The 18,470-nt window shown below is 72.2% G+C and carries 16 protein-coding genes and 4 pseudogenes; 11 read left to right on the plus strand and 9 right to left on the minus strand.

The genetic code is table 11. The features are described 5' to 3' along the window. Positions 1-40: 40 nt before the first annotated feature. Both AB0M03_RS04120 and AB0M03_RS04125 read left to right on the plus strand, forming a co-directional pair. Entirely contained in the window at positions 41-526 is a 486-nt protein-coding gene (locus AB0M03_RS04120) for a phage holin family protein (RefSeq protein WP_363488161.1), read from the plus strand. After that, entirely contained in the window at positions 523-990 is a 468-nt protein-coding gene (locus tag AB0M03_RS04125) for a DUF3618 domain-containing protein (protein ID WP_363488163.1), read from the plus strand. Before AB0M03_RS04120 ends, AB0M03_RS04125 begins: the two co-directional genes overlap by 4 nt. A 37-nt stretch (positions 991-1,027) precedes the next feature. Here the strand turns inward: AB0M03_RS04125 and AB0M03_RS04130 are convergent, their stop codons facing one another. Further along, on the minus strand, positions 1,028-1,273 hold the full coding sequence (locus AB0M03_RS04130; RefSeq protein WP_363488165.1) for a hypothetical protein: 246 nt from the start codon (positions 1,271-1,273) through the stop codon (positions 1,028-1,030). A gap of 8 nt (positions 1,274-1,281) precedes the next feature. Next, complete coding sequence (locus AB0M03_RS04135; protein WP_363488167.1) at positions 1,282-2,427, minus strand: inorganic phosphate transporter; 1,146 nt, start codon at positions 2,425-2,427, stop codon at positions 1,282-1,284. 130 nt (positions 2,428-2,557) lie between these two features. Between AB0M03_RS04135 and AB0M03_RS04140 the strand changes: the two genes are divergently transcribed. Further along, a complete protein-coding gene (locus AB0M03_RS04140; RefSeq protein WP_363488169.1) occupies positions 2,558-3,313 on the plus strand; it encodes a methyltransferase domain-containing protein in 756 nt (251 codons plus the stop codon). 28 nt (positions 3,314-3,341) lie between these two features. On the opposite strand, the gene AB0M03_RS04145 is transcribed toward AB0M03_RS04140, so the two are convergent. Continuing rightward, positions 3,342-3,893 (minus strand): TetR family transcriptional regulator C-terminal domain-containing protein, encoded by a 552-nt coding sequence (locus AB0M03_RS04145; RefSeq protein ID WP_363488201.1) that lies wholly within the window; start codon positions 3,891-3,893, stop codon positions 3,342-3,344. Between AB0M03_RS04145 and AB0M03_RS04150 the strand changes: the two are divergent. Together AB0M03_RS04150 and AB0M03_RS04155 are read left to right on the plus strand one after the other, a co-directional pair. Then, a pseudogene (locus tag AB0M03_RS04150) lies at positions 3,811-4,365 on the plus strand (class II aldolase/adducin family protein); the annotation flags it as partial. The gene AB0M03_RS04145 and the pseudogene AB0M03_RS04150 overlap by 83 nt on opposite strands. Positions 4,366-4,395: 30 nt before the next feature. Continuing rightward, positions 4,396-4,551 (plus strand): annotated as a pseudogene (locus AB0M03_RS04155) (LuxR C-terminal-related transcriptional regulator); the annotation flags it as partial. A 133-nt stretch (positions 4,552-4,684) separates the two neighbouring features. On the opposite strand, the gene AB0M03_RS04160 reads toward AB0M03_RS04155, so the two are convergent. Continuing rightward, positions 4,685-6,022 (minus strand): lipase family protein, encoded by a 1,338-nt coding sequence (locus AB0M03_RS04160; protein ID WP_363488171.1) that lies wholly within the window; start codon positions 6,020-6,022, stop codon positions 4,685-4,687. A gap of 424 nt (positions 6,023-6,446) precedes the next feature. Between AB0M03_RS04160 and AB0M03_RS04165 the strand changes: the two genes are divergently transcribed. Then, positions 6,447-7,721, plus strand: coding sequence for a helix-turn-helix domain-containing protein (locus AB0M03_RS04165; protein WP_363488173.1), 1,275 nt, complete (start codon positions 6,447-6,449; stop codon positions 7,719-7,721). Between the two features lie 45 nt (positions 7,722-7,766). Here the strand turns inward: AB0M03_RS04165 and AB0M03_RS04170 are convergent, their stop codons facing one another. Next, complete coding sequence (locus AB0M03_RS04170; protein WP_363488175.1) at positions 7,767-8,477, minus strand: DUF4386 domain-containing protein; 711 nt, start codon at positions 8,475-8,477, stop codon at positions 7,767-7,769. 178 nt (positions 8,478-8,655) lie between these two features. Here AB0M03_RS04170 and AB0M03_RS04175 point away from each other — a divergent pair, with 178 nt between their 5' ends. Then, complete coding sequence (locus AB0M03_RS04175; protein WP_363488177.1) at positions 8,656-11,526, plus strand: BTAD domain-containing putative transcriptional regulator; 2,871 nt, start codon at positions 8,656-8,658, stop codon at positions 11,524-11,526. Positions 11,527-11,678: 152 nt separating this feature from the next. Here the strand turns inward: AB0M03_RS04175 and AB0M03_RS04180 are convergent, their stop codons facing one another. Next, positions 11,679-12,254, minus strand: a complete 576-nt coding sequence (locus AB0M03_RS04180) for a helix-turn-helix domain-containing protein (RefSeq protein ID WP_363488179.1) — start codon at positions 12,252-12,254, stop codon at positions 11,679-11,681. Between the two features lie 84 nt (positions 12,255-12,338). On the opposite strand from AB0M03_RS04180, the gene AB0M03_RS04185 reads away from it, so the two are divergent. From AB0M03_RS04185 to AB0M03_RS04195, 3 genes and pseudogenes are all read left to right on the plus strand, one after another. Then, the gene (locus tag AB0M03_RS04185) at positions 12,339-13,217 is read left to right on the plus strand and encodes an SDR family oxidoreductase (RefSeq protein ID WP_363488181.1); all 879 of its coding nucleotides are present in this window, start codon (positions 12,339-12,341) and stop codon (positions 13,215-13,217) included. 461 nt (positions 13,218-13,678) lie between these two features. After that, positions 13,679-13,879: pseudogene (locus AB0M03_RS04190) on the plus strand (DUF4267 domain-containing protein); the annotation flags it as partial. Between the two features lie 88 nt (positions 13,880-13,967). After that, a pseudogene (locus AB0M03_RS04195) lies at positions 13,968-14,612 on the plus strand (IS5 family transposase); the annotation flags it as partial. Between the two features lie 37 nt (positions 14,613-14,649). On the opposite strand, the gene AB0M03_RS04200 reads toward AB0M03_RS04195, so the two are convergent. Beyond that, a complete protein-coding gene (locus tag AB0M03_RS04200) occupies positions 14,650-15,375 on the minus strand; it encodes an SDR family NAD(P)-dependent oxidoreductase (RefSeq protein WP_363488183.1) in 726 nt (241 codons plus the stop codon). Positions 15,376-15,480: 105 nt separating this feature from the next. On the opposite strand from AB0M03_RS04200, the gene AB0M03_RS04205 reads away from it, so the two are divergent. Continuing rightward, positions 15,481-16,320 carry a LysR family transcriptional regulator gene (locus AB0M03_RS04205; RefSeq protein ID WP_363488185.1) on the plus strand — a complete coding sequence of 280 codons (840 nt, stop codon included), beginning with the start codon at positions 15,481-15,483 and terminating at the stop codon, positions 16,318-16,320. 253 nt (positions 16,321-16,573) lie between these two features. Here the strand turns inward: AB0M03_RS04205 and AB0M03_RS04210 are convergent, their stop codons facing one another. Beyond that, on the minus strand, positions 16,574-16,897 hold the full coding sequence (locus tag AB0M03_RS04210) for a hypothetical protein (RefSeq protein ID WP_363488187.1): 324 nt from the start codon (positions 16,895-16,897) through the stop codon (positions 16,574-16,576). A gap of 427 nt (positions 16,898-17,324) precedes the next feature. Beyond that, on the minus strand, positions 17,325-17,882 hold the full coding sequence (locus tag AB0M03_RS04215; protein ID WP_363488189.1) for a DUF3291 domain-containing protein: 558 nt from the start codon (positions 17,880-17,882) through the stop codon (positions 17,325-17,327). Positions 17,883-18,470: the final 588 nt, after the last annotated feature.

Here is an 18,470-nt window from a genome sequence, read left to right on the forward strand (position 1 = left end):
CAGGAGGGGGTGCCCGAACGCGGACGGAGGGAACGGCAACGTGAACACGAGCGTGAACACCGGACGGCCCGCACCGGCGCAGCGGCCGCACGGCACGGTCGACGGCAGCGGCCCGCACATCGGTCGCGGCCCGAAGGCCGGAAGCACCAGGACGGTGAACGAGCTGGTGCACGAAGTGACCGGCCTGGCGTCGCAGCTGGTGCGGCAGGAGGTCCAGCTCGCCAAGGCGGAGTTCACCGAGAAGGGCCGGCGGACCGGCAAGGGCGGCGGGCTCCTCGGCGGCGCCGGGCTGCTCGCGGTCATCGGTCTGCAGGCCTTCGTCGCGGCCTCGATCGCCGCGCTGGCCATGGTGATACCGCTGTGGGCCGCGGCCCTGGTCGCGGGCGGCGCCCTGATGCTGATCGCGGCCGTGCTCGCGCTGGCCGGCCGCCGGCAGCTGGGGAAGGCGGGATCGCCCGTACCCGAGCAGGCCGTCGCGACCACCAGGACCGACATCGACATGATCAAGGAGCGTGTGCACCGATGACCGGGAAGAACCGCACCGACGGGGCCGGCCCCACCACGGCGGACCTCGCCTCGCAGATCGCCGACACCCGCGACCGGCTCGCCGACACCGTCGAGGAACTCGCGGCGAAGGCCGACGTCGGCGCACGGGTGCGCGACGCCGCCGAGCAGGTCAAGGAGCGGGCGGGCCGTGCCGCCGGCCATGCCAGGGAACGGGCGGGCCGAACGGCCGACCATACCCGGCACGCCCTCGAGGAACGGATCGACAGTGCCGGCCACACCCTGCGCGCGAGCGGATCGCGGATGAAGGAGCAGGCCTCGGCCCTCACCGGGACGGCCGGAGCAGCGGTCGGCCGGCACTCGGAGAGCTCCGCCCGCGAACTCGCCCTCCAGACCGCCCGGTACGGCGGTCCGGTGCTCGCCGCGGTCGGTGGTGCCATGCTCGGCACGGCCGCAGTCCTGGCCCTGGCCCGACGCCGCTGCTGACCCGGGGCGGGGCCGCTCCCGGCGGTCGGCGGTGCGGTCAGCCGTGGTTGACGATGACGTAGATGCCCCAGCCGATCGCGGCGAGGACCACCGCGAAGCAGACGGCGGCGACGGTGCGGCCGAGCGGGCCCGCGGAGGAGTGCCCGGCGGTGGCACCGCCCGCGCGGGCCGGCGGGTTGAGGGCCCGCACGCCGATCGCGAACAGGGCGGGCAGGCCGGCTCCGGCGAGCAGCCCCACCACGATGATCTTCCACAGGGCTTCCAGATTGATCCAGGAGTTCACGGGGCCCGTCACCTCCTCCGGGACGGACGCGGGACGATCGAGCCCGTCCACGCGGCGTTGACGTTCTCCGGGGTGACGGCCGGGCGGCGGGACGCCGCATAGAAGGCGATGGAGGCCAGCACCAGCGCGACGGCGATCACCACCACTCCGGCGGTGCCCCCGATCCCGTTCGCGACCCAGTAGGCCAGCGCGCCGACGATCGCCGAGGCCGGGAGCGTGAGCAGCCAGGCCGCCACCATCCGGTGGGCGATGTGCCAGCGCACCACCGCTCCCTTCTTGCCCACGCCCGCGCCGAGGATCGACCCGGTGGCCACATGGGTGGTGGAGAGCGAGTAGCCGAAGTCCGTGGAGGAGAGGATGACCGCGGCGGAGGCCGATTCGGCGGCCATCCCCTGCGGTGCCTCGATCTCCACCAGCCCCTTGCCCAGGGCCCGGATGACCCGCCAGCCGCCGATGTAGGTGCCCAGGGCGATCGCCACGGCGCAGGAGGAGATCACCCAGGTCGGGGCACTCGCTCCGCTGTCCAGGGTGCCGTTGGCGATCAGCGCCAGGGTGATGACGCCCATGGTCTTCTGCGCGTCGTTGGTGCCGTGGGCGAGCGACACCATGCAGGCCGAGCCGACCTGGCCCAGTCTGAAGCCGTGCTGGCGCGGTCTCTCGGCCACGTCACGGGTGAGGCGGTAGACGAGATAGGTGCCGAGTGCGGCGACCGTCCCGGCGATGAACGGCGACAGCGCGGCGGGCACGATCACCTTGGCGACCAGGCCCTGCCACTTGACGGCGTCGGCTCCGGCCGCCGCGATGGTGGCCCCGACCACGCCGCCGATCAGGGCGTGCGAGGAACTGGACGGGATCCCGAAGAACCAGGTGGCCAGATTCCACAGGATGCTGCCGGACAGGCCCGCCATGACCACGGTCAGCGTCACGTCGGCGTTGTCGACCAAGCCGCTGGCGATGGTCGCGGCGACCGCGGTCGACAGGAACGCGCCGACCAGGTTCAGCAACGCCGACACCGCGACCGCGACGCGCGGCCGGAGGGCCCCGGTGACGATCGAGGTCGCCATGGCGTTGCCGGTGTCGTGGAACCCATTGGTGAAGTCGAAGCCCAGGGCGGTGGCGACCACCAGCGCCAGGACGACGTCGTTGCCGGTCACAACCACGAACCTAATCGCCGCTGCGCCGACCCCCTGCCCGCGACACTCGGACGGCCCGGACGAGTCTCCGCGTTCTCGAAATCGGTTGCTCCCCGTTCCACGATCGACTTGGCTGCGTACCGTGACCGCCATGGATGATCTCGTACGTCCGGACCGCTACCCGCGCTCGTCCCGCTACGACCCCGCCTGGTTGTTGGACCTGGACATGGGGCCGAACCCGCTGTGGCTGCTGGAGGACCTGGCCCGGGACCTCGACCTGCGCCCCGGGATGCGGATCCTCGACCTCGGCTCCGGCAAGGGCGCCACATCCGTCTTCCTCGCCCGGGAGTACGGGGTTCAGGTCGTCGCGGCGGACTGGTGGATCTCCCCGGAGGAGGCGCAGGCCGTGTTCGACGAGGCGGGTGTCGGCGACCGGGTGACGGCCGTTCGCGCGGAGGCGCACGCCCTGCCCTTCGAGGACGGGAGCTTCGACGCGGTGGTGAGCGTGGACGCGTTCGAGTACTTCGGTACGGCGGACGGCTACCTGCCCTACCTGCTGCGCTTCCTCCGACCCGACGGACAACTGGGCATGGCGACGCCCGCCCTGACCCGGGAGGTCCGCGAGCTGGGCGCGATCCCTCCGCACATCAAGGCCGTGGTCGGCTGGGAGGCGATCGCCTGGCACACGGCGGAGTGGTGGCGCTTCCAGTGGGAGATCACCGAACTGGTCGAGGTCACGTCCGCACGGCTGCAGGACGACGCCTGGCAGGACTGGCTGCTGTGGTCCCGCGCCGGGGCCGAGCACCGGCCGGAAAGCCGGGAGGCGAACCGAGGGGTCATCGACATGCTCACCACGGATGCCGGGGAGTACCTCTCCTTCGCCCTGGTGACCGCACGGAAGGTCTGACCGGACTCCGCCGGGCGGGCCTCCGCGGTCAGCCGGTGGTGGGGCGGCTGAGGGCGGTGAGGAGGGGGCCGACGAAGTCGCGCTCGAGCCGTCCGGGCGGGAGCCGGTCGGGTTCGACGTAGCTCTGGGCCAGGCCGCCCTCCCGGAGGGCGATCAGCAGGCGGCTCACCTGCTCGGCGTCCACGGTCAGTTCGCGTCCGGCGGCGGCGAGGAAGGCGGTGACGGCGCCGGTGAGTTCGGCGCGCAGCCGGGCGTCGTGGCGGGCGAGGAGCCAGGCGGCCTGGGGGGCGCGGATGGCGTGCAGGGTGAACTCGGTGGTGACCAGGTACCAGTCGCGTTCGGAGGGGTCGATCCGGGAGACCAGTTCGGCGAGGTCGTCGAGGGTGAGCCCGTCCTGGCCCAGGCTGTCGATCCGTTCGCGGAGCCGGGTGAGGATGGCGTCGCTGTGGGCGTCGAAGAGGGCGAGGAAGAGCTCTTCCTTGCTGCTGAAGTTGGACAGGGCCTCGGACCTCGTCCTGGTCGACCACGAGGGCCACCTGCTGCAGGGCTCCCGGCCGGTGAACCGCGCCGCGTTCGTGATCCACTCGCAGGTGCACGCCGCCCGTCCGGACGCCGTCGCCGCCGCGCACGCGCACTCCCTGCACGGCAAGGCGTTCTCCAGCCTGGGCATCCTGCTGGACCCGATCACCCAGGACGCCTGCGCGTTCTTCGAGGACCACGGCCTCTACAGCGACTACCGGAGTGTGGTCAACGACGTGGAGGAGGGCCGCCGGATCGGCGCGGCCCTCGGGCCCCACAAGGCCGTCATCCTGCAGAACCACGGCCTGCTGACGGTGGGCCACTCCGTCGCCGAGGCGGTCTGGTGGTTCGTCACGATGGAGCGGTCCTGTCAGACCCAGCTGCTCGCGATGGCCGCGGGCACGCCCCGGCTGATCGACCGGGAGACCGCGCTGATCACCCGCGAGCAGGTGGGCAGCCACCTGGCGGGCTGGTTCCAGGCGCGCCCGCTGTGGGACCGGATCACCGCGTCCGACCCCGACCTGTTCGACTGACCCGCCACGAGGAGAGGCCCGGCCCCCGAGCTGCTCACGCCCCGGGAGACGGAAGTCCTCCGCCTCGTCTCGGCCGGTGCCACCAACAAGGAGATCGCCTCCCACCTCTACCTCAGCGAAGGCACCGTCAAGAACCACATCTCCCGCGTCCTGAGCCGGCTCGGTCTGCGCGACCGCACCCAGGCCGCCCTCTACGCCAGGGACAACGGCCTCGTCCGACCGTCCGCCCTTCGGGCGGCTCGACCGGGATGCGGCAGCCGTCCGGTTGCCCCGTCGCACGCGGATCCGGGTGCGACGGGGCCTCGGGGCGGGCAGGGCGTCAGGACGTCGGCGCCGGCTCCTCCGGGGCCAGCGAGTTGCCCGCGGGGATGCGGCCGCAGTCGGACGGGGCGGTCCGGCCCGCGAACCGGTCGGCGAGCCAGCTCATCGCCGACGGTGCCCAGGCCACGGCCGCGCCCACGTGGCTGAGCAGGTCGTACTGCTGGTACGCGATCGAGCCGTTGCCGGTGGCGCAGTACTGCCGGGCGAGCGCCCGCACGTCCCCGGCCACCATGACCCCGTCGCCGGTGCCGACGCCCGGCGGGTTGCCGAAGGTGCCCTCCAGGACGCCGCCGTTGCCCTGGGCGATGTACCCCGGGACGGTCGGGGTGGGCGCCGAGCCGAGGTTGATCCTGTTGACCGCCTCGAGGAAGGCCGGCACCGAGTTCGGGTCGGCGTACTGCGGCTTCGCCATCTTCTTCCAGGTCAGCCCGGGGTAGTGGCCCAGTGCGTCGACGATCGACCCCCGCTGCAGCTCCTGGTGCACCTTCAGGCCGTAGTCGCTCAGGTAGGGCTTGAGGTCGATGTCGTAGGAGCGGGAGACCCCGATGAGCGCCATGGGGATGACACCACTCCACACCAGGGAGCCGTCGACGTACTCGAGGTTGTGGGCCGGGTCCACGAGCAGCCCGCCCTCGGCGAAGCCGACCAGCTTCCGGTTGACCTCGGGCGCGTAGCCCGGCGCGAGTGCGGCCGCCCAGTTGGTGGCGATGGAGCCGCCGGAGTAGCCCATCAGACCGAACCTCGTGTCGGCGTTCATGCCGGTCTCGGCGGACCGGGTCGCGGCCCGGATCGAGTCCAGCGTGTTGGCCGCGTACTCCGGCCCGGCCGCGAAGTCGGCGTTCTGCCCCTCGGTGTCCGGGATGACGACGTTGTAGCCCTGCAGCAGCAGCGGCACCAGGAAGACGGCCTCGACGTTCGCGATGACGCCGCCCAGGCTGAGGTTGCCCGCGATCGCCCGGGACGGGCCGTCCTGCGGGTCGAGGGAGTCGTAGAACGACTGGTAGGACACCGCCTTGCTGCCGTCGCCCGTCAGGCTGCGCACCACCGTGGTCACGTTGGCGGCCGGACGGCCCTGGGCGTCGACGGTGCGGTAGAGCAGCTGGATCGCCTTCACCGGAGTGGGCAGTCCGACGACGTGGTACTGCAGCGTCCGCGTCTTCAGCACGGCACCCGGCGCGAACGAGGACAGCGGCTCGCTGCCTCCGTAGGTGTAGAACGGGTCGCTCGCCGTGGCGGCCGCCGGCGTGGCCGCGGCGGCCGTGGCCGCCGGAGCGGCGGTGAGGGCCATCGCGGTGACGACGGCGGCGGCCAGCAGCCGGGCGGTGTTTCTGTGCATGACTCCCCCAGTTCGTGGAACGGCATGGCTGGGCCTGCCGGGGACGGAGGTCGCCGACAGGCTGCAGTGGTACGTGTTCTGACGTGTGGTCGGCCGTCCGGCCGGTGGAAGGTGCGGTGGCGGTCCGGCGGCGGGAAGGCGCCGGCCGGGACGCGTGACCGCGGCGGAGGTTCAGCCGGTGGCGGCTGCGGCAGGGAGGCGGCGCGGTCGGGTGGGGGCCACAGCGGCCTTTCGCGCGGGCAAGGGAGTCCTCCGGTCTGTGGGGTGTGGGGGTCCGGTGGACGAGTGCGGTCGGGGTCCGCACATGTCTGGTGATCCACCGGTGGACGTGTTACCAACTGGTAGGTAACTTCCCGGAAACCATCATGGCGGCGGTACGGCGCCGTGCACCCGGGACGCACCACAGAGATTCGCGAGGTGGATTGTGACCGCGTCCAACGCAGCGGGGCACGGCCCGACACCGCAGTTCGGCGGCATCCCGGTCCACAAGCGGCTCCGGGCCGCCGCGGCCGACCTGGCGCCTGCGGTGATGGCCCGGCTCGTCGAGCAGCTGCCCGCCTACGGCGCGCTCCCGTCCGAACAGCTCCGCGGTGAGGTCACCAAGGAGGTGGACCGCGGCATCCGGGCCTTCATCGAGGTCCTGCGGATCGGCGAACTGCCGGGCGAGGCCGAACTGGCGAGGATCAGCGAATCCTCGGCCCGGCGGGCGGACGAGGGCGTGCCGCTGGAGGCCGTGGTCGGCGCCTACCACTTCGGTGCGGAGGAGTGCGCGGCCCAGGTCCTGGCGGCCGCCGAACCCGGTGACCTGCCGGACGTGCTGCTCGTCCAGCGCCGACTGCTCGGCTACCTCCGGCTGGTGAGCTGCGCCGTCGCGGCCGGATACGTCCAGGAACGGCAGGCGGCACTCGGCGACGAACAGGTCGCCCGGCAGGCGCTGCTCTCCCTGCTGCTGGAGGGCGGCGACCCGCAGTCCGCCGCCGACCGCGCCGGCATCCGGCTGCCGCCCTGCTACCTGGTCCTGGGCATCACCGTGGGACCGCACCCGGACGAACTGCGGCCCGGCGTGAACCACTCCGTCGCGGCCCGCCGCAAACTCAGGCGGCTGCGCAACGAGTTGCAGCGCCAGACGCCGGGCGTCCCGCTGTCCGTGCTGTCCGGCGACGGCGGGCTGGTGCTGATCCCGTACGAGACGCCGGCCGCGGACTTCTCCCGCACGGACCGGGACCGGCTCTCCCGGCTGGTCGAACAGCTGGCGCTGGTGTGCGGCGCCGACCTGCTGGTGGCTGCGGCCGCCGCCGCACCGGACGGCGTCGCGGACGCCGCCCGGCTGGTCGGCGAGGTCCGGGAGGTGGCGGAGGCGTCCGGCCGGGGGCCCGGACTCTACCTGCTGGGCGATGTGCTGCTGGAGTACCAGCTGAGCCGCCCGAGCCCGGCCAGGGACGGGCTCGCCGCACTGCTCGACCCGCTCGCCGGACGCCCGGAACTGCTCGACACGCTGCGCACCTTCCTCTCCAGTGGCCTCGACCGGCGCCGGGCCGCCGCACGGCTCCAGGTGCACCCCAACACGGTGGACTACCGCCTGCGCAAGGCCACCGAGTTCACCGGCCTGGACGTGGCCCGCGGCGCCGACCAGCTCACCCTGCGCGCCGCACTGGCCGCCCACGACGCCGTCCGGCGGTGCGAGCCCACCGCCGGGTGAGATGGCAGCTCACCGGGCCGACAGGCCGGCGGGCGCTGATGGTGCTCAGGAAGCGGCATCGACCGGCCGTCCGTCCGGTACGGCGGCGGCGGCACGAGCGGACTGCTCCGGTGCAGGTGCCGTGAAGCCCCTGACCAACAGCCGGAGGGCCAGCGCCATCTCGTTCAGTGCCAGCGGGACGACCAGGACGGCGCGGACCGCCGGTGGCAGCGCGGAGGGGCCGAGTGCGGCCAGGAGTGCGTCGGCCAGATACGGCAGCACCGCGGCGAGGGCCCAGACGGCGATCCAGCGCGGGACGAGCCGTGACCGGTGGAGCCGGTGGTTGAGCAGGACGACGCTCAGGCAGAAGAAGACCGAGCTGCAGGTCGGCCCCCACAGGTCGTACGTCCGGGTCAGCGCCAGGACGGGGTCGACGGCGCCCGGCTCCCTGCTGCTCGCCGCGACGAGCGCCAGGGGGCCGACGGCGGCCGGGAGGACGAGGACGACCTCGATCGTCCTGGCGACGACGTAGCCGAGCGCCTGCGCCTCGCCGTGCTCCTTGAGGACCGGGTGGAGCGTCGGCGGGATCATCGCGATCGCCACTGCCATGAGCAGGATCAGGAGGGCGCCCGCGGCGAGGGTGGGCGACCGGTCGGCAACGGCCCGGGCCGAGTCCAGGGTGTCGAGGCTTCCGAGGAGGCCCGCTCCGAGGGCGCCCGCCGCCGTTGCGGTGAGGAAGAGAATGCCTGTGACCCGCGCGGTTGTCCGCCTGTGCATGCGTCCGCCCCGTCCTTGTCGTCCCTGTCGTCGCGGCCGTGGTGGCCGCTGCACCGATCGTCGGCGACGCCGGTGTGCGGCCGGTGGGGTCCGGGTGTGCGGGCAGCCGGGGGAAGGCTTGTCCCTGGTCGGGGCCTGTGGCACGCTCGGCGGTGGTCGAAGCCTGGGAGGCGGCACCGTGGTGCGGATCGGTCTGCTCGGGGGTGTCCGCGCCGCCACCGACGACGGCCGGCCGCTCGTCGTGGGTCCGGCGAAGTCGCAGACGGTGCTCGCGGCGCTGGCGCTGGCGCCCGGCACACCGCTCCCGGTCTCCCGCCTGGTCGAACTCGTCTGGGGCGATGCACCGCCGCGGACGGCGGACAAGACCCTGCAGTGGCACGTCGCACAGCTGCGCAAGGCCCTCGGCGCCGGCACGATCGCCCGGGTCGGCGCCGCGTACCGCCTGGACGTCCCGCCGGACGCGGTCGATGTGACGCGCTTTCAACGCCGCCTCCGGGACGGCGATCCCGCCGGGGCCCTCGCAGAGTGGGGCGGTACGCCGCTGGCCGGCCTGGACGCACCCGGCCTCGCGGCGGCCGCGGCCGGCCTGACCGAGCAGTGGCTGGGAGCCGTCGAGGCCGACCTCGAACACCGGGTCGAGGCCGACCCGCGCGGGGCCGTCGGTCCGCTGGCGGAGCTGGCGGAACGCCATCCGCTCCGCGAGGGCCTCTGTGCCCTGCTGATGACCGCCCTGTACCGGACGGGACGGCAGGCCGACGCCCTCGCCGCCTTCCGGCGGGCCCGCGAGCGTCTCGTCACCGAGCTCGGCGTCGAGCCCGGGCCGGCACTGCGCGAGCTCGAAGCGCACATCCTGGCCCAGGACGAGCGGCTGCACCACCCGAGCGCGACCGCCGCCACGGCGGAGGCGACGGACACCCGTGACACCGGCGCAGTGGACGACCTCGGCCGACCTCTTGTCTCCCCACTCGTCGGCGGCCTGCCCGTTCCCCCCGACCGGCTCGTCGGTCGCACGGACGAGCTGCGCGAGGTGACCGAGGCGCTCGGGCACTCCCCCGTGGTGACCCTGGTCGGGCCCGGCGGGATCGGCAAGACCCGCCTCGCCCTGGCCGCCGCACGCACGACCGCATCCGAGCACGGCCGGGACGGGTGGCTGGTCGAGCTGGCGGAGATCACATCGCCTGCCGACGTACCCCGTGCGGTCGCCGACGTGCTGGCCGACGGACTGCGGGTGGCGCAGCGTCCGGGGCAGACCCTCACGCAGTCATTGGTCGCGGGCCTTCGCACACGCCGGGCCCTGCTGGTCCTCGACAACTGCGAGCACGTCCTGGACGGCGCCGCCGCGTTGGCGCGGGCCGTCGCGGAGGGCTGCCCGGAGGTGCGCGTCCTGGCCACCGCACGCGAGCGGCTGGCCGTCCCCGGCGAACAGGTACTGCCGGTGGGGCCGTTGGCCCCGGCCGCCGCAGTCGAGCTGTTCCACACCCGCGCGCTCGCCGCGGACCCCGACTACGACCCGCGTGAGCACGGCTGTCACGTCGAAGAGATCTGCCGGCGGCTCGACGGCATCCCGCTGGCCGTCGAACTGGCCGCCGCACGGATGGCGAGCCACCGGCCGGTCGACCTCGCGGCCCGGCTCGACGACGCCCTGCGGATGGCCGGCGCGCGCAGGACGGGCGCCGCCCGGCACCGCACGCTGCGGGCGGCCGTCCGGTGGTCGTACGACCTGCTCACGCCGGCCGAGCAGGCGCTGTTCGCCCAACTGTCGGTTTTCGCGGCACCGTTCGAGCTGGGCGCGGCCCGGGCCGTCGCGGCGGGACGCTCCGCCGACGGGGAGGAGGCCGACGACCTGCTGGGTTCCCTGGTCGAGCGCTCGACGGTCGCCGTCGCCTTCGGCCCCACGGGGCGGCGTTTCCGGCTGCTGGAGCCCGTACGCCAGTTCGCCGCGGAGCAGTTGCGTGAGCACGGGCAGACGGATGCGATCGCCGAACGGCAGGCACGCTGGTGCCTGGTCGAGGTCGCCCGTGTCCACCGTCTGCTCACCGGGCCGGACGAGAGCGAGGGGGTCGCCCGCCTCGGCGAGCTCTGGGCGCATCTGCGGTCGGCCGTGGCCTGGGCGTGCGCGGCCGCCGACCCGCACCTGGCCGACGCGCTCGCCCGGCCGGTCGTCACCGAACTCCCCCTGCGGGGCCGCCAGGAGATCGGCGCCTGGGCCGAACGCATCCTGGCCGCAACCGCACCCGACGACCGGGACCTGCGCGCCTTCTGGCTCGTCTGGGCCGCCGAGCGCCACACCCAGAACGCCAACCCGGCGGCGTACCACCGGGTTGCGGAGCGGTACGCCGTTCCGGAACATCCCCTGGCCCGCTACGCGCTCGCGTACGCGTCCGGCGACGGCGAGGCACTGCGGCGGGTCCTGCCGGAAGCGGTCGCCGACCTGCGCCGCCGGAGCGACGACCACCTCGCGTCGTTCCTGGAACTGACATCGGCAGGGCCCCTGTTGGGCATCGGACGGTTCGAGCAGGTCGACGTCTCGGTCGCGGACCTGGCCGACCGGTACCGCACCGGCGGCCCGCCGACCCTCCTGCACTGGGCACTGCAGACCCTCGGCTACAGCGCCTCGTTCCAGGGCCGACGCGACGACGCCGACCGGTACTTCGACGAAGCGGCCCTCGTCGACGTCCCCGCGGGCACGCTCTCGGCCGACGAACTCACCCGGGCACGCTCCGCGTTCCGGCGGGGCGACCGGGGCCGGGCCTTCCGGCTGCTCCGCTCCTACGTCGACCAGCTGATCGAGACCGACAACGTGGTCGCCGCAAGCGTCGCCGGCATCGAGTTCGTCACCATGATGGCGGCCACCGGCCGGACCGCCGAAGCCGCCCACATCCGCGCGTACCTCGCCGCAGCCAACGAGTTCGGCGCCCTGGCCGCCCGCACCCTCGTCCCCGACCTGGCGGACGCAGCCCCCGCCGCCGTCCGGATCGACGACCGCACCGCCCTCACCTACATGCGCGACGCCCTCTCGGCAGCGTCCCGAAGCAGCCCCGCAGGGTGAGGTGCCGTCTCCCGCCACGATCTCCCGGACGTGCCGGCCGCCGGGCACCGCGACGACTGCCGTCTCCGTTGCATCCCCGGTACGCGTGCCGCCGGCCTGCCCGGCCCGAGCGGCCGTAGCGGTGGCGCGGGCGGCGAGGGCCTGGAGTCCGTTCAGGCGGGTGCGCGTTCCGCGAGTACGTTCCTCAGTTCCGCGATCGAGGCCCGGAGGATGCCCGGCAGGTCCGGTCGGCCCGGCTCGCTGATCCAGCGCGCGAAAGCGACCTTGAACACGGCGATCCCCGTCTCGGCCGCCAGGGTCGCGGCCGGTTCGGGAGTACCGCGGTCGCGCAGCGCGTCGGCCATCGTCCCGGCAAGCCCCGCGAGCTTGATCAGTTCGCGTTCCCGGAGTTCCGCGTGCGCCGACACGACGGCGTCCCGCAGTCTGACGCGTTCGGCGTTCTCCTGGAACTCGGCACCCAGGGCCTCGAGAGCGGCACTCACCGTGTCCATCGCCGATGCGTCGGCCGGCACGCCGGCGACGGTTCGCGCCAGCAGGTCCTTCACCATCTCCGTACCGAAGAACAGCACTTCACGCTTGTCGGCGAAGTGCCGGTAGAAGGTGCGCTCGGTCAGCCCGGCCCGTGCGGTGATCTCCACAACGGTGGTCCGCTCGTACCCCTGCTCGGCGTAGAGCTCCAGTGCCGCCTGTGCCAGCCGGCCGCGTGCGTTCGGCTCCCATCGACCCATGCCGCGATCCTACGTGATGACAGGGCCTGTCATCACCTGTACCGTGATGACAGAACCTGTCATCACTTTTCGGAAGGCACTGCCATGCGGATATTCGTCACGGGCGCGTCCGGCTGGGTCGGCTCGGCCGTCGTCCCCGAGCTCATCGGAGCAGGTCACCAGGTCCTCGGGCTCGCCAGGTCCGACTCCTCGGCCACCGCCGTCGCTGCCGCCGGAGCCGAGGTGCTCCGGGGCGACCTGGACGACCTCGACGCCCTGAGGGCCGGGGCTGCCGACTGCGACGGGGTCGTCCACCTCGCGTTCATCCACGACTTCACCCGGTTCGAGGCCTCCGTGCAGGCCGACGCCCGCGCCATCGAGACGCTGGCCGCCGCGCTGGAGGACACCGGCAAGCCCCTGGTCGTCACCGCCGGCACCGCCGCGGTGCCCGGACGCGTCGCGACCGAGCACGACACCTCCGCCCCGGGCTCACCCGCGGCCGGCCGGGACGCGAACGCCGAGGCGGCGCTCGACTCGGCGGCACGCGGCGTCCGCCCGTCCGTCGTGCGGCTGCCCCGGACCGTGCACGGCGACGGTGACCACGGCTTCATCGCCCAACTGGTCACCGCCGCGCGGGACAAGGGAATCTCCGGCTACGTCGGCGACGGAACCGGCCGCTGGCCCGCCGTGCACGTACGGGACGCCGCGCGCCTGTACCGCCTCGCACTCGAGCAGGCCCCGGCCGCCTCCGTGCTGCACGCCGTCGCCGACGAGGGCGTACCGGTCCGCGAGATCGCCGAGGTGATCGGTCGCCACCTCGGCCTGCCGACCGCCTCCGTCCCCGCCGAGGACTTCGGCTTCCTCGGCCGGATCCTGGCCGTCGACCAGCCGGCCTCCAGCGCTCTGACCCGCGAACTGCTCGGCTGGCGCCCCTCCGAGCCGGGCCTCATCGAGGACCTGGACAAGGGCCACTACTTCGCCTGAGCGAGCCCGCCTCCCCCACACCGTCGCCGCGTCGCTGCGGGACGGCGATCACCAGGCCGACCGGGGCGCGGCGCAAGACGGCTCGCGTGCCGCAGACTTCCCCGCGCGATCGGTGCGCATCGCCGGACAGGGCGAACCGCGGCCGGCCGAACCGGAACGACCGCTGGAAATGATCGTCGGGCGAAAGGCCCGGGCCCGTCGCGTGCACCGCGCCGGGCCCGGGCCCGGGCACCCGTCGGCTCCTGCTCGGCCGACCGGCAGCAGAGGCTGCGTCAGGTCGCCCAAGCCCCCACCAGGAGCCGCAGACTCCGCCCCCCGTGGGTACCGCTCTGCGAGCGGCGCTCCTTGGGCAGGCCCCGCTCGATCAGGTGGCGGGACTGTATACCGCGCTGCGGATCCGCGCCACGGGCTCGAAGGCGTGCTTCTCCCCGGCTGATTCCGGAACCCGCTACCCGGCGCGACTGGGCTGGGTGCTGCTGGTGGAGGCCCTCGCCGCGTACGGCGACATGGCCACCGTTCTGGCCCACCACGGCTCCCTGGCCACCGCCCTCGGTGTCCACGGCCTGACCGCGACACTGATGGTGGTCAACGGCCTGCTGATAATGCACGAGACTCGCAAGGTCGCGGCCGCTCCGGCAACGCCCGCCCCGCAGCCCGCCTAGAGCACGCATCCGGTTGTGATCAGTTTGCGGGTTTCACCCTCACGGTCACGCCCGATCCGATAGATCGCATTGTGACACGTTCGCCGACCTGGAGAAGGCCGCCGAGGAGGTGGAGAAGGCCCGGCAAAGGGGGACGGCCCGGAGGGACAAGGCGGGCAGGACACCGCACACGACCCCGCGCGGGATGAGCGGAGACGTGTCCGACGCAGGCGAAAGCTCCGCCCGAAGGCCACCCTGCTCGGGCGCTCCAGAGGCGGTCGGACCAGCAAGGTCCACGTTGCCGGCGAGCGCAAGTGCCGCCTGCTGGTGCTCGTTCTGACCGAGGGGCAGGCCGTCGACAGCCCCCAGTTCATCCCCCGTGCTGGAGAAGGTGCGGGTCCGCGGACCGGTCGGCCGCCCCAGCACCCGACCCGACGCGGTCGCCGGAGACAAGGCCCACTCGTCCCGCGGCAACCGCGCCCACCTGCATCAACGCGCGATCAAGGCCGTCATCCCGGAGAAGAAGGACCAGGCCGCCAACCGGAAGAAGAAGGGCAGTCGGGGCGGCCGGCCCGTCAGCCACGACGTCGACCTCTACAGGGAGCGGAACACCGTCGAGCGCCTGATCGACAAGTTGAAGGCCTGGCGAGGCATCGCCACTCGCTACGACAAAACCCCTGCGAGCCACCTCGCCGGCCTCCACCTTCGCGGCGCGATGATCTGGACCAAGGACCTCGCCGAGACCTCCCCTTGATCACGACCAAATACTCGCCCAGGGGCCGGTGGGCCTGTCACCAGGGCACTGTTCCAGCGTCGTCGAAGAATCCGCCGGTCGGTCCGTCGTCGGGCAGGGTCGCGAGGTGAATCGCGATCGCCGCGCCCTGGCGGGGAGTGCGGACGCCCTGGAAGCCGTTGAGGTCGGTGGCGGTGAAGCCGGGACAGCCGGAGTTGATCAGGATGTTGGTGTCGCTCAGTTCCTTGGCGTATTGGACGGTGACGGCGTTGAGGAAGGTCTTGGACGCCAAGTACGCAGTGGGAATCGGGCCCATGTCGATGCCGGGCGTGGTCTGCAGGATGAGCGAGCCGACGCTGCTGGACATGTTCACGATCCGCGGCGATGCCGAGCCGCGCAGCATGGGCAGCATCGCGTTGGTGACGCGGATGACCCCGATCACGTTGGTTTCCACGACGGCTCGTACGGTCGCGGGATCGACCGTGGTGGGCGTCTGCGGCATACCGCCGGTGATCGCGGCGTTGTTGACCAGGACGTCGAGCCCTCCGACGCGGTCGGCCATCAGCTCGGCCGCGGCGGCCACACTTGCGTCGTCCGCCACGTCGAGCGGAACGCCGAACGCGTCGGTCCCGGCTGCGCGCAGCTTCTCCACCGCGGTGTCGCGGCGCTGTTGATCCCGCGCGCCCACGCCGATTCGCCAGCCGAGGGCGCCCAGGCCCGCCGCGATCTCGTATCCGATTCCTTTGTTCGCACCGGTCACCAGCGCGATCGTCTGTTCACTCATGTCGTCAAGCGTGGTGCGGACTCGGGTGGGACGTCCAAGACCGACTGGGTGGGCGGCGATACCGCACGGATATCGGTCGTGGTGAGCGCCGGATACGATGACGCGGTGGAGACGCGGGAGTTGCGATACTTCGTCGCCGTCGCGGAGGAGTTGCACTTCGGGCGGGCGGCGCAGCGGCTCGCCATGGCGCAACCACCGCTGTCGCGGGCGATCCAGCAGCTCGAGCGGCGGCTCGGAGTGGTTCTGCTGCACCGGACTGCTCGCGCAGTCGCCTTGACCGAGGCCGGGTCGGTGCTTCTGCGGGAGGCCCGGGCCGCACTCGACGCGGTCGAAGCCGCCGAGCGCCGCACCCGCCGCGCAGCTGCCGAACAGCCCGGTGTGGTGCTGGCCACGAAAGCCGGAGCGTCCAGCGAACTGTTGTCGAAGCTGCTGGACGCCTACGCCGCCGAGCCCGGCGCGGTCGCAGTCGAGGTGATGCTGTGCGGGCCCGGCGAGCAGGAAGGGCTGCTGCGCGACGGGCGTGCCGACGTTGCTCTGCTCCAGCGGCCCTTCGACACGACGGCCGGACTCGACACCGAGGACCTGCACACCGAACAGCAGGTCGTGGTCCTGCCCGCCGGGCACCCCTTGGCCGACCGACCCCATATGTCGATGGCCGAGGTCACCACCCTGACGGACCTGCCCCTGCCGCGCTGGCCTCGACGGGGCGGGGGCTATCCGGACGGACCTGGCCCGCAGGTGCGCGACCACACCCAGCTGTTCCAGCTGATCGCGCTCGGACGGGCCTGCGCGGTCGTGCCCGAGTCCCTCCGGGCCCACCTGCGCGACGATCATGCGACGGTGCCGGTGCCGGACGCACCGGCTGTCACGACCGTCATCGCCTGGCCGCCACACAGCAGATCCAAAGCCGTCGCCGACCTCGTCCGCACCGCGACACGCCTCTAGCCAACGGCAAGAGCGGGTAGCCAGAGGATCGGTGTCGAACGTGGGCGCCGAAGACCCCCTACCGTGATCGATACGGGGGTCTTTTCCGAGGTGGGCCTGCACTACACCACCAGCACACCGCCCAGCGATGCCACCACCAGCGACGATGGGCAACATCCCTATGACACACATCGAACCTCAGTTGGAGTACCGGCAACACGCTCCAAGGCTGACCGAGACTCGCTGCCCGGGCGCACCACGAAGCGTCTACTGGTCAGAGGGGATCGGTGAACGAGATCGGCTTGCCGGTGGCGTGGGCGTATGCGATCTCCCTGCTCGTGGACTCGCCGATGTACCCGCCCGGGTTGACGACCAGAACCCGGTCAGCCAGGTCGATCTTGCGCAGGTGAAGAGCGTCCAGCGCGGTCTTCTGCTCGTTGGTGATCAACTCGTCTGCTCCGTGATCCTCGGCGCGCAGGAAGACGCCTGGCGCGAGGACGATGACACCTGCGAAGGTCAGATCACGGTTCGCCGCGCTCATCTCGTCCGCGAACCGGGTAGAGCCGCAGATGCAGACAATCTCAGGTCTGTCGGGCACGGCTCAGTCCTTCGGGTCGAACGGGAAACCGTCAGTGTGCGCGTAGCCATCACAGACGGGCATACGAGCCAACAGTTTACGCAGCGAGACGGACACCACGCGGCCGCAGGCGCAGGCGGGATGCGTGGCCCGTGCTGGGAATGACGCTGCTCGACGCCGAAGTCTGGGGGTGCACCCGGCTCACCAGCTTCCTTTGGCAACACGGCCCAGTGGTCGGTGAAGTAGCGGCCGCAGGCGCAGTCGAGGGCGTCTTCGGGGGTGCGGCGAAGCCGCTGGTGGGCAGGATGGCGTCTTGGTACTCACCGGTGCTCGCGAGGTAGAGGGCGAAGCCCCAGGTACTGATGGATCCGCCGCAGCGCAGACGCATCTGTCCGCCGTCATTCAATCGAGGCGTTCGACAGCGGACCCAGTCGTTCAGGCTTCCTTGTCAGCGGACCTGATCGCTCTTCGGCCCGATGCCTTCGATCCTGGTCGGAGTTCCGTCCGGGGCGAACGAGTGGTGGAAGGTGAAGGCGTGCGGCGCGGGGCCGTGATCGTGGAGGTGTTCCAGCCTGGAAACCCCGTCCTGCCAGGTGGGTATCACGCCGTCGGAGACCCACCAGAACACGTAACTCGGGTGCCCTGTCCTCTCGAACCAGTCGTAACGCCTGTTCAGCGCCTCACGGTGCAGACCGGTGTAGACGGCGTCGAAGGCGGGGCGCAGGTCGGTCCAGAGTGAGAGGGTCGCGGCCAGGGCGGTGGTTTCCGCCGTACGGCCCTTGCCGTACCAGGTCGGTACGGCGAACTCTCCCCATGCGCCCCAGTCCGCCTCGAAGAGTGTGCCCCGGTCGCCGTCTGCCGCTTCAGCGCGAGCGAGGTACCCGGGGTGCCGGCTGATCTTCCGGTAGACGGCCTCGCCGCTGTCGTAGAACTCGTTCGTGAGAGGTGAGGGATCGGCGAGAGGTGACTTCAGGACGCCGAATGTGTACAGCGCAAGATGGGGCATGCGTCTCTCCCTGGTCGGAGGTGCCTGGTGTGGACCCGGTTCGGTGGCCCCCGCATGGGGGCGAGGATTCATGGGGCGTGACCACCTCATCCCGTCGCGGGTGGCTCAGCCTGAAGGAACTCCTGTGCGCCCGTGGGCGATCGCCGAAGACCAGATGAAGGTAGCTGCCTCTGCGGGCCATGTCGAAGTTGCGTTTTTCCTGTCCAAGTGGCCTCTTGCATCGTGGCAGGCCTCGGTCCCCAGCTCTACATCCGAAGCCTGCAGGGCACCTCGCCCGCCGAGATCGTCCTGCGGGTGTGGAACGGGCCGGTGACCGGCGGCTGCCTGGGGGCGTACGACGCCTTCTGCCCCGCCGCACTGGACTGCCCCACAGGCACCGTCACCATCCGGGCGTTCTCCCCCGAGTACGCCGATACATCGAACTGCCCCGGCCCGGCGTGTACGCCGCTCTGGTTCGTGGCGCGGCAGGGAGGACGCTGCCGCCCAGGAGGCGGGTTGCGTCCAGGGAAGTGGTGTACGGGTTCCACCCGTTCCGGGGGTTTCGTCCCGGTAGCGGGTGTCGCCTGAGAACGTAAGACGGCCACCGGC

This window comes from Kitasatospora sp. NPDC051914 (assembly GCF_040680995.1).
Taxonomy (GTDB): Bacteria; Actinomycetota; Actinomycetes; order Streptomycetales; family Streptomycetaceae; genus Kitasatospora.

Coding starts and splice junctions, on each gene's coding strand:
- AB0M03_RS04160 (WP_363488171.1), bottom strand. CDS start 6,022: ATGCACAGAAACACCGCCCGGCTGCTGGCCGCCGCCGTCGTCACCGCG.
- AB0M03_RS04215 (WP_363488189.1), bottom strand. CDS start 17,882: ATGCCCCATCTTGCGCTGTACACATTCGGCGTCCTGAAGTCACCTCTC.
- AB0M03_RS04185 (WP_363488181.1), top strand. CDS start 12,339: ATGCGGATATTCGTCACGGGCGCGTCCGGCTGGGTCGGCTCGGCCGTC.
- AB0M03_RS04170 (WP_363488175.1), bottom strand. CDS start 8,477: ATGCACAGGCGGACAACCGCGCGGGTCACAGGCATTCTCTTCCTCACC.
- AB0M03_RS04140 (WP_363488169.1), top strand. CDS start 2,558: ATGGATGATCTCGTACGTCCGGACCGCTACCCGCGCTCGTCCCGCTAC.
- AB0M03_RS04180 (WP_363488179.1), bottom strand. CDS start 12,254: ATGGGTCGATGGGAGCCGAACGCACGCGGCCGGCTGGCACAGGCGGCA.
- AB0M03_RS04200 (WP_363488183.1), bottom strand. CDS start 15,375: ATGAGTGAACAGACGATCGCGCTGGTGACCGGTGCGAACAAAGGAATC.
- AB0M03_RS04125 (WP_363488163.1), top strand. CDS start 523: ATGACCGGGAAGAACCGCACCGACGGGGCCGGCCCCACCACGGCGGAC.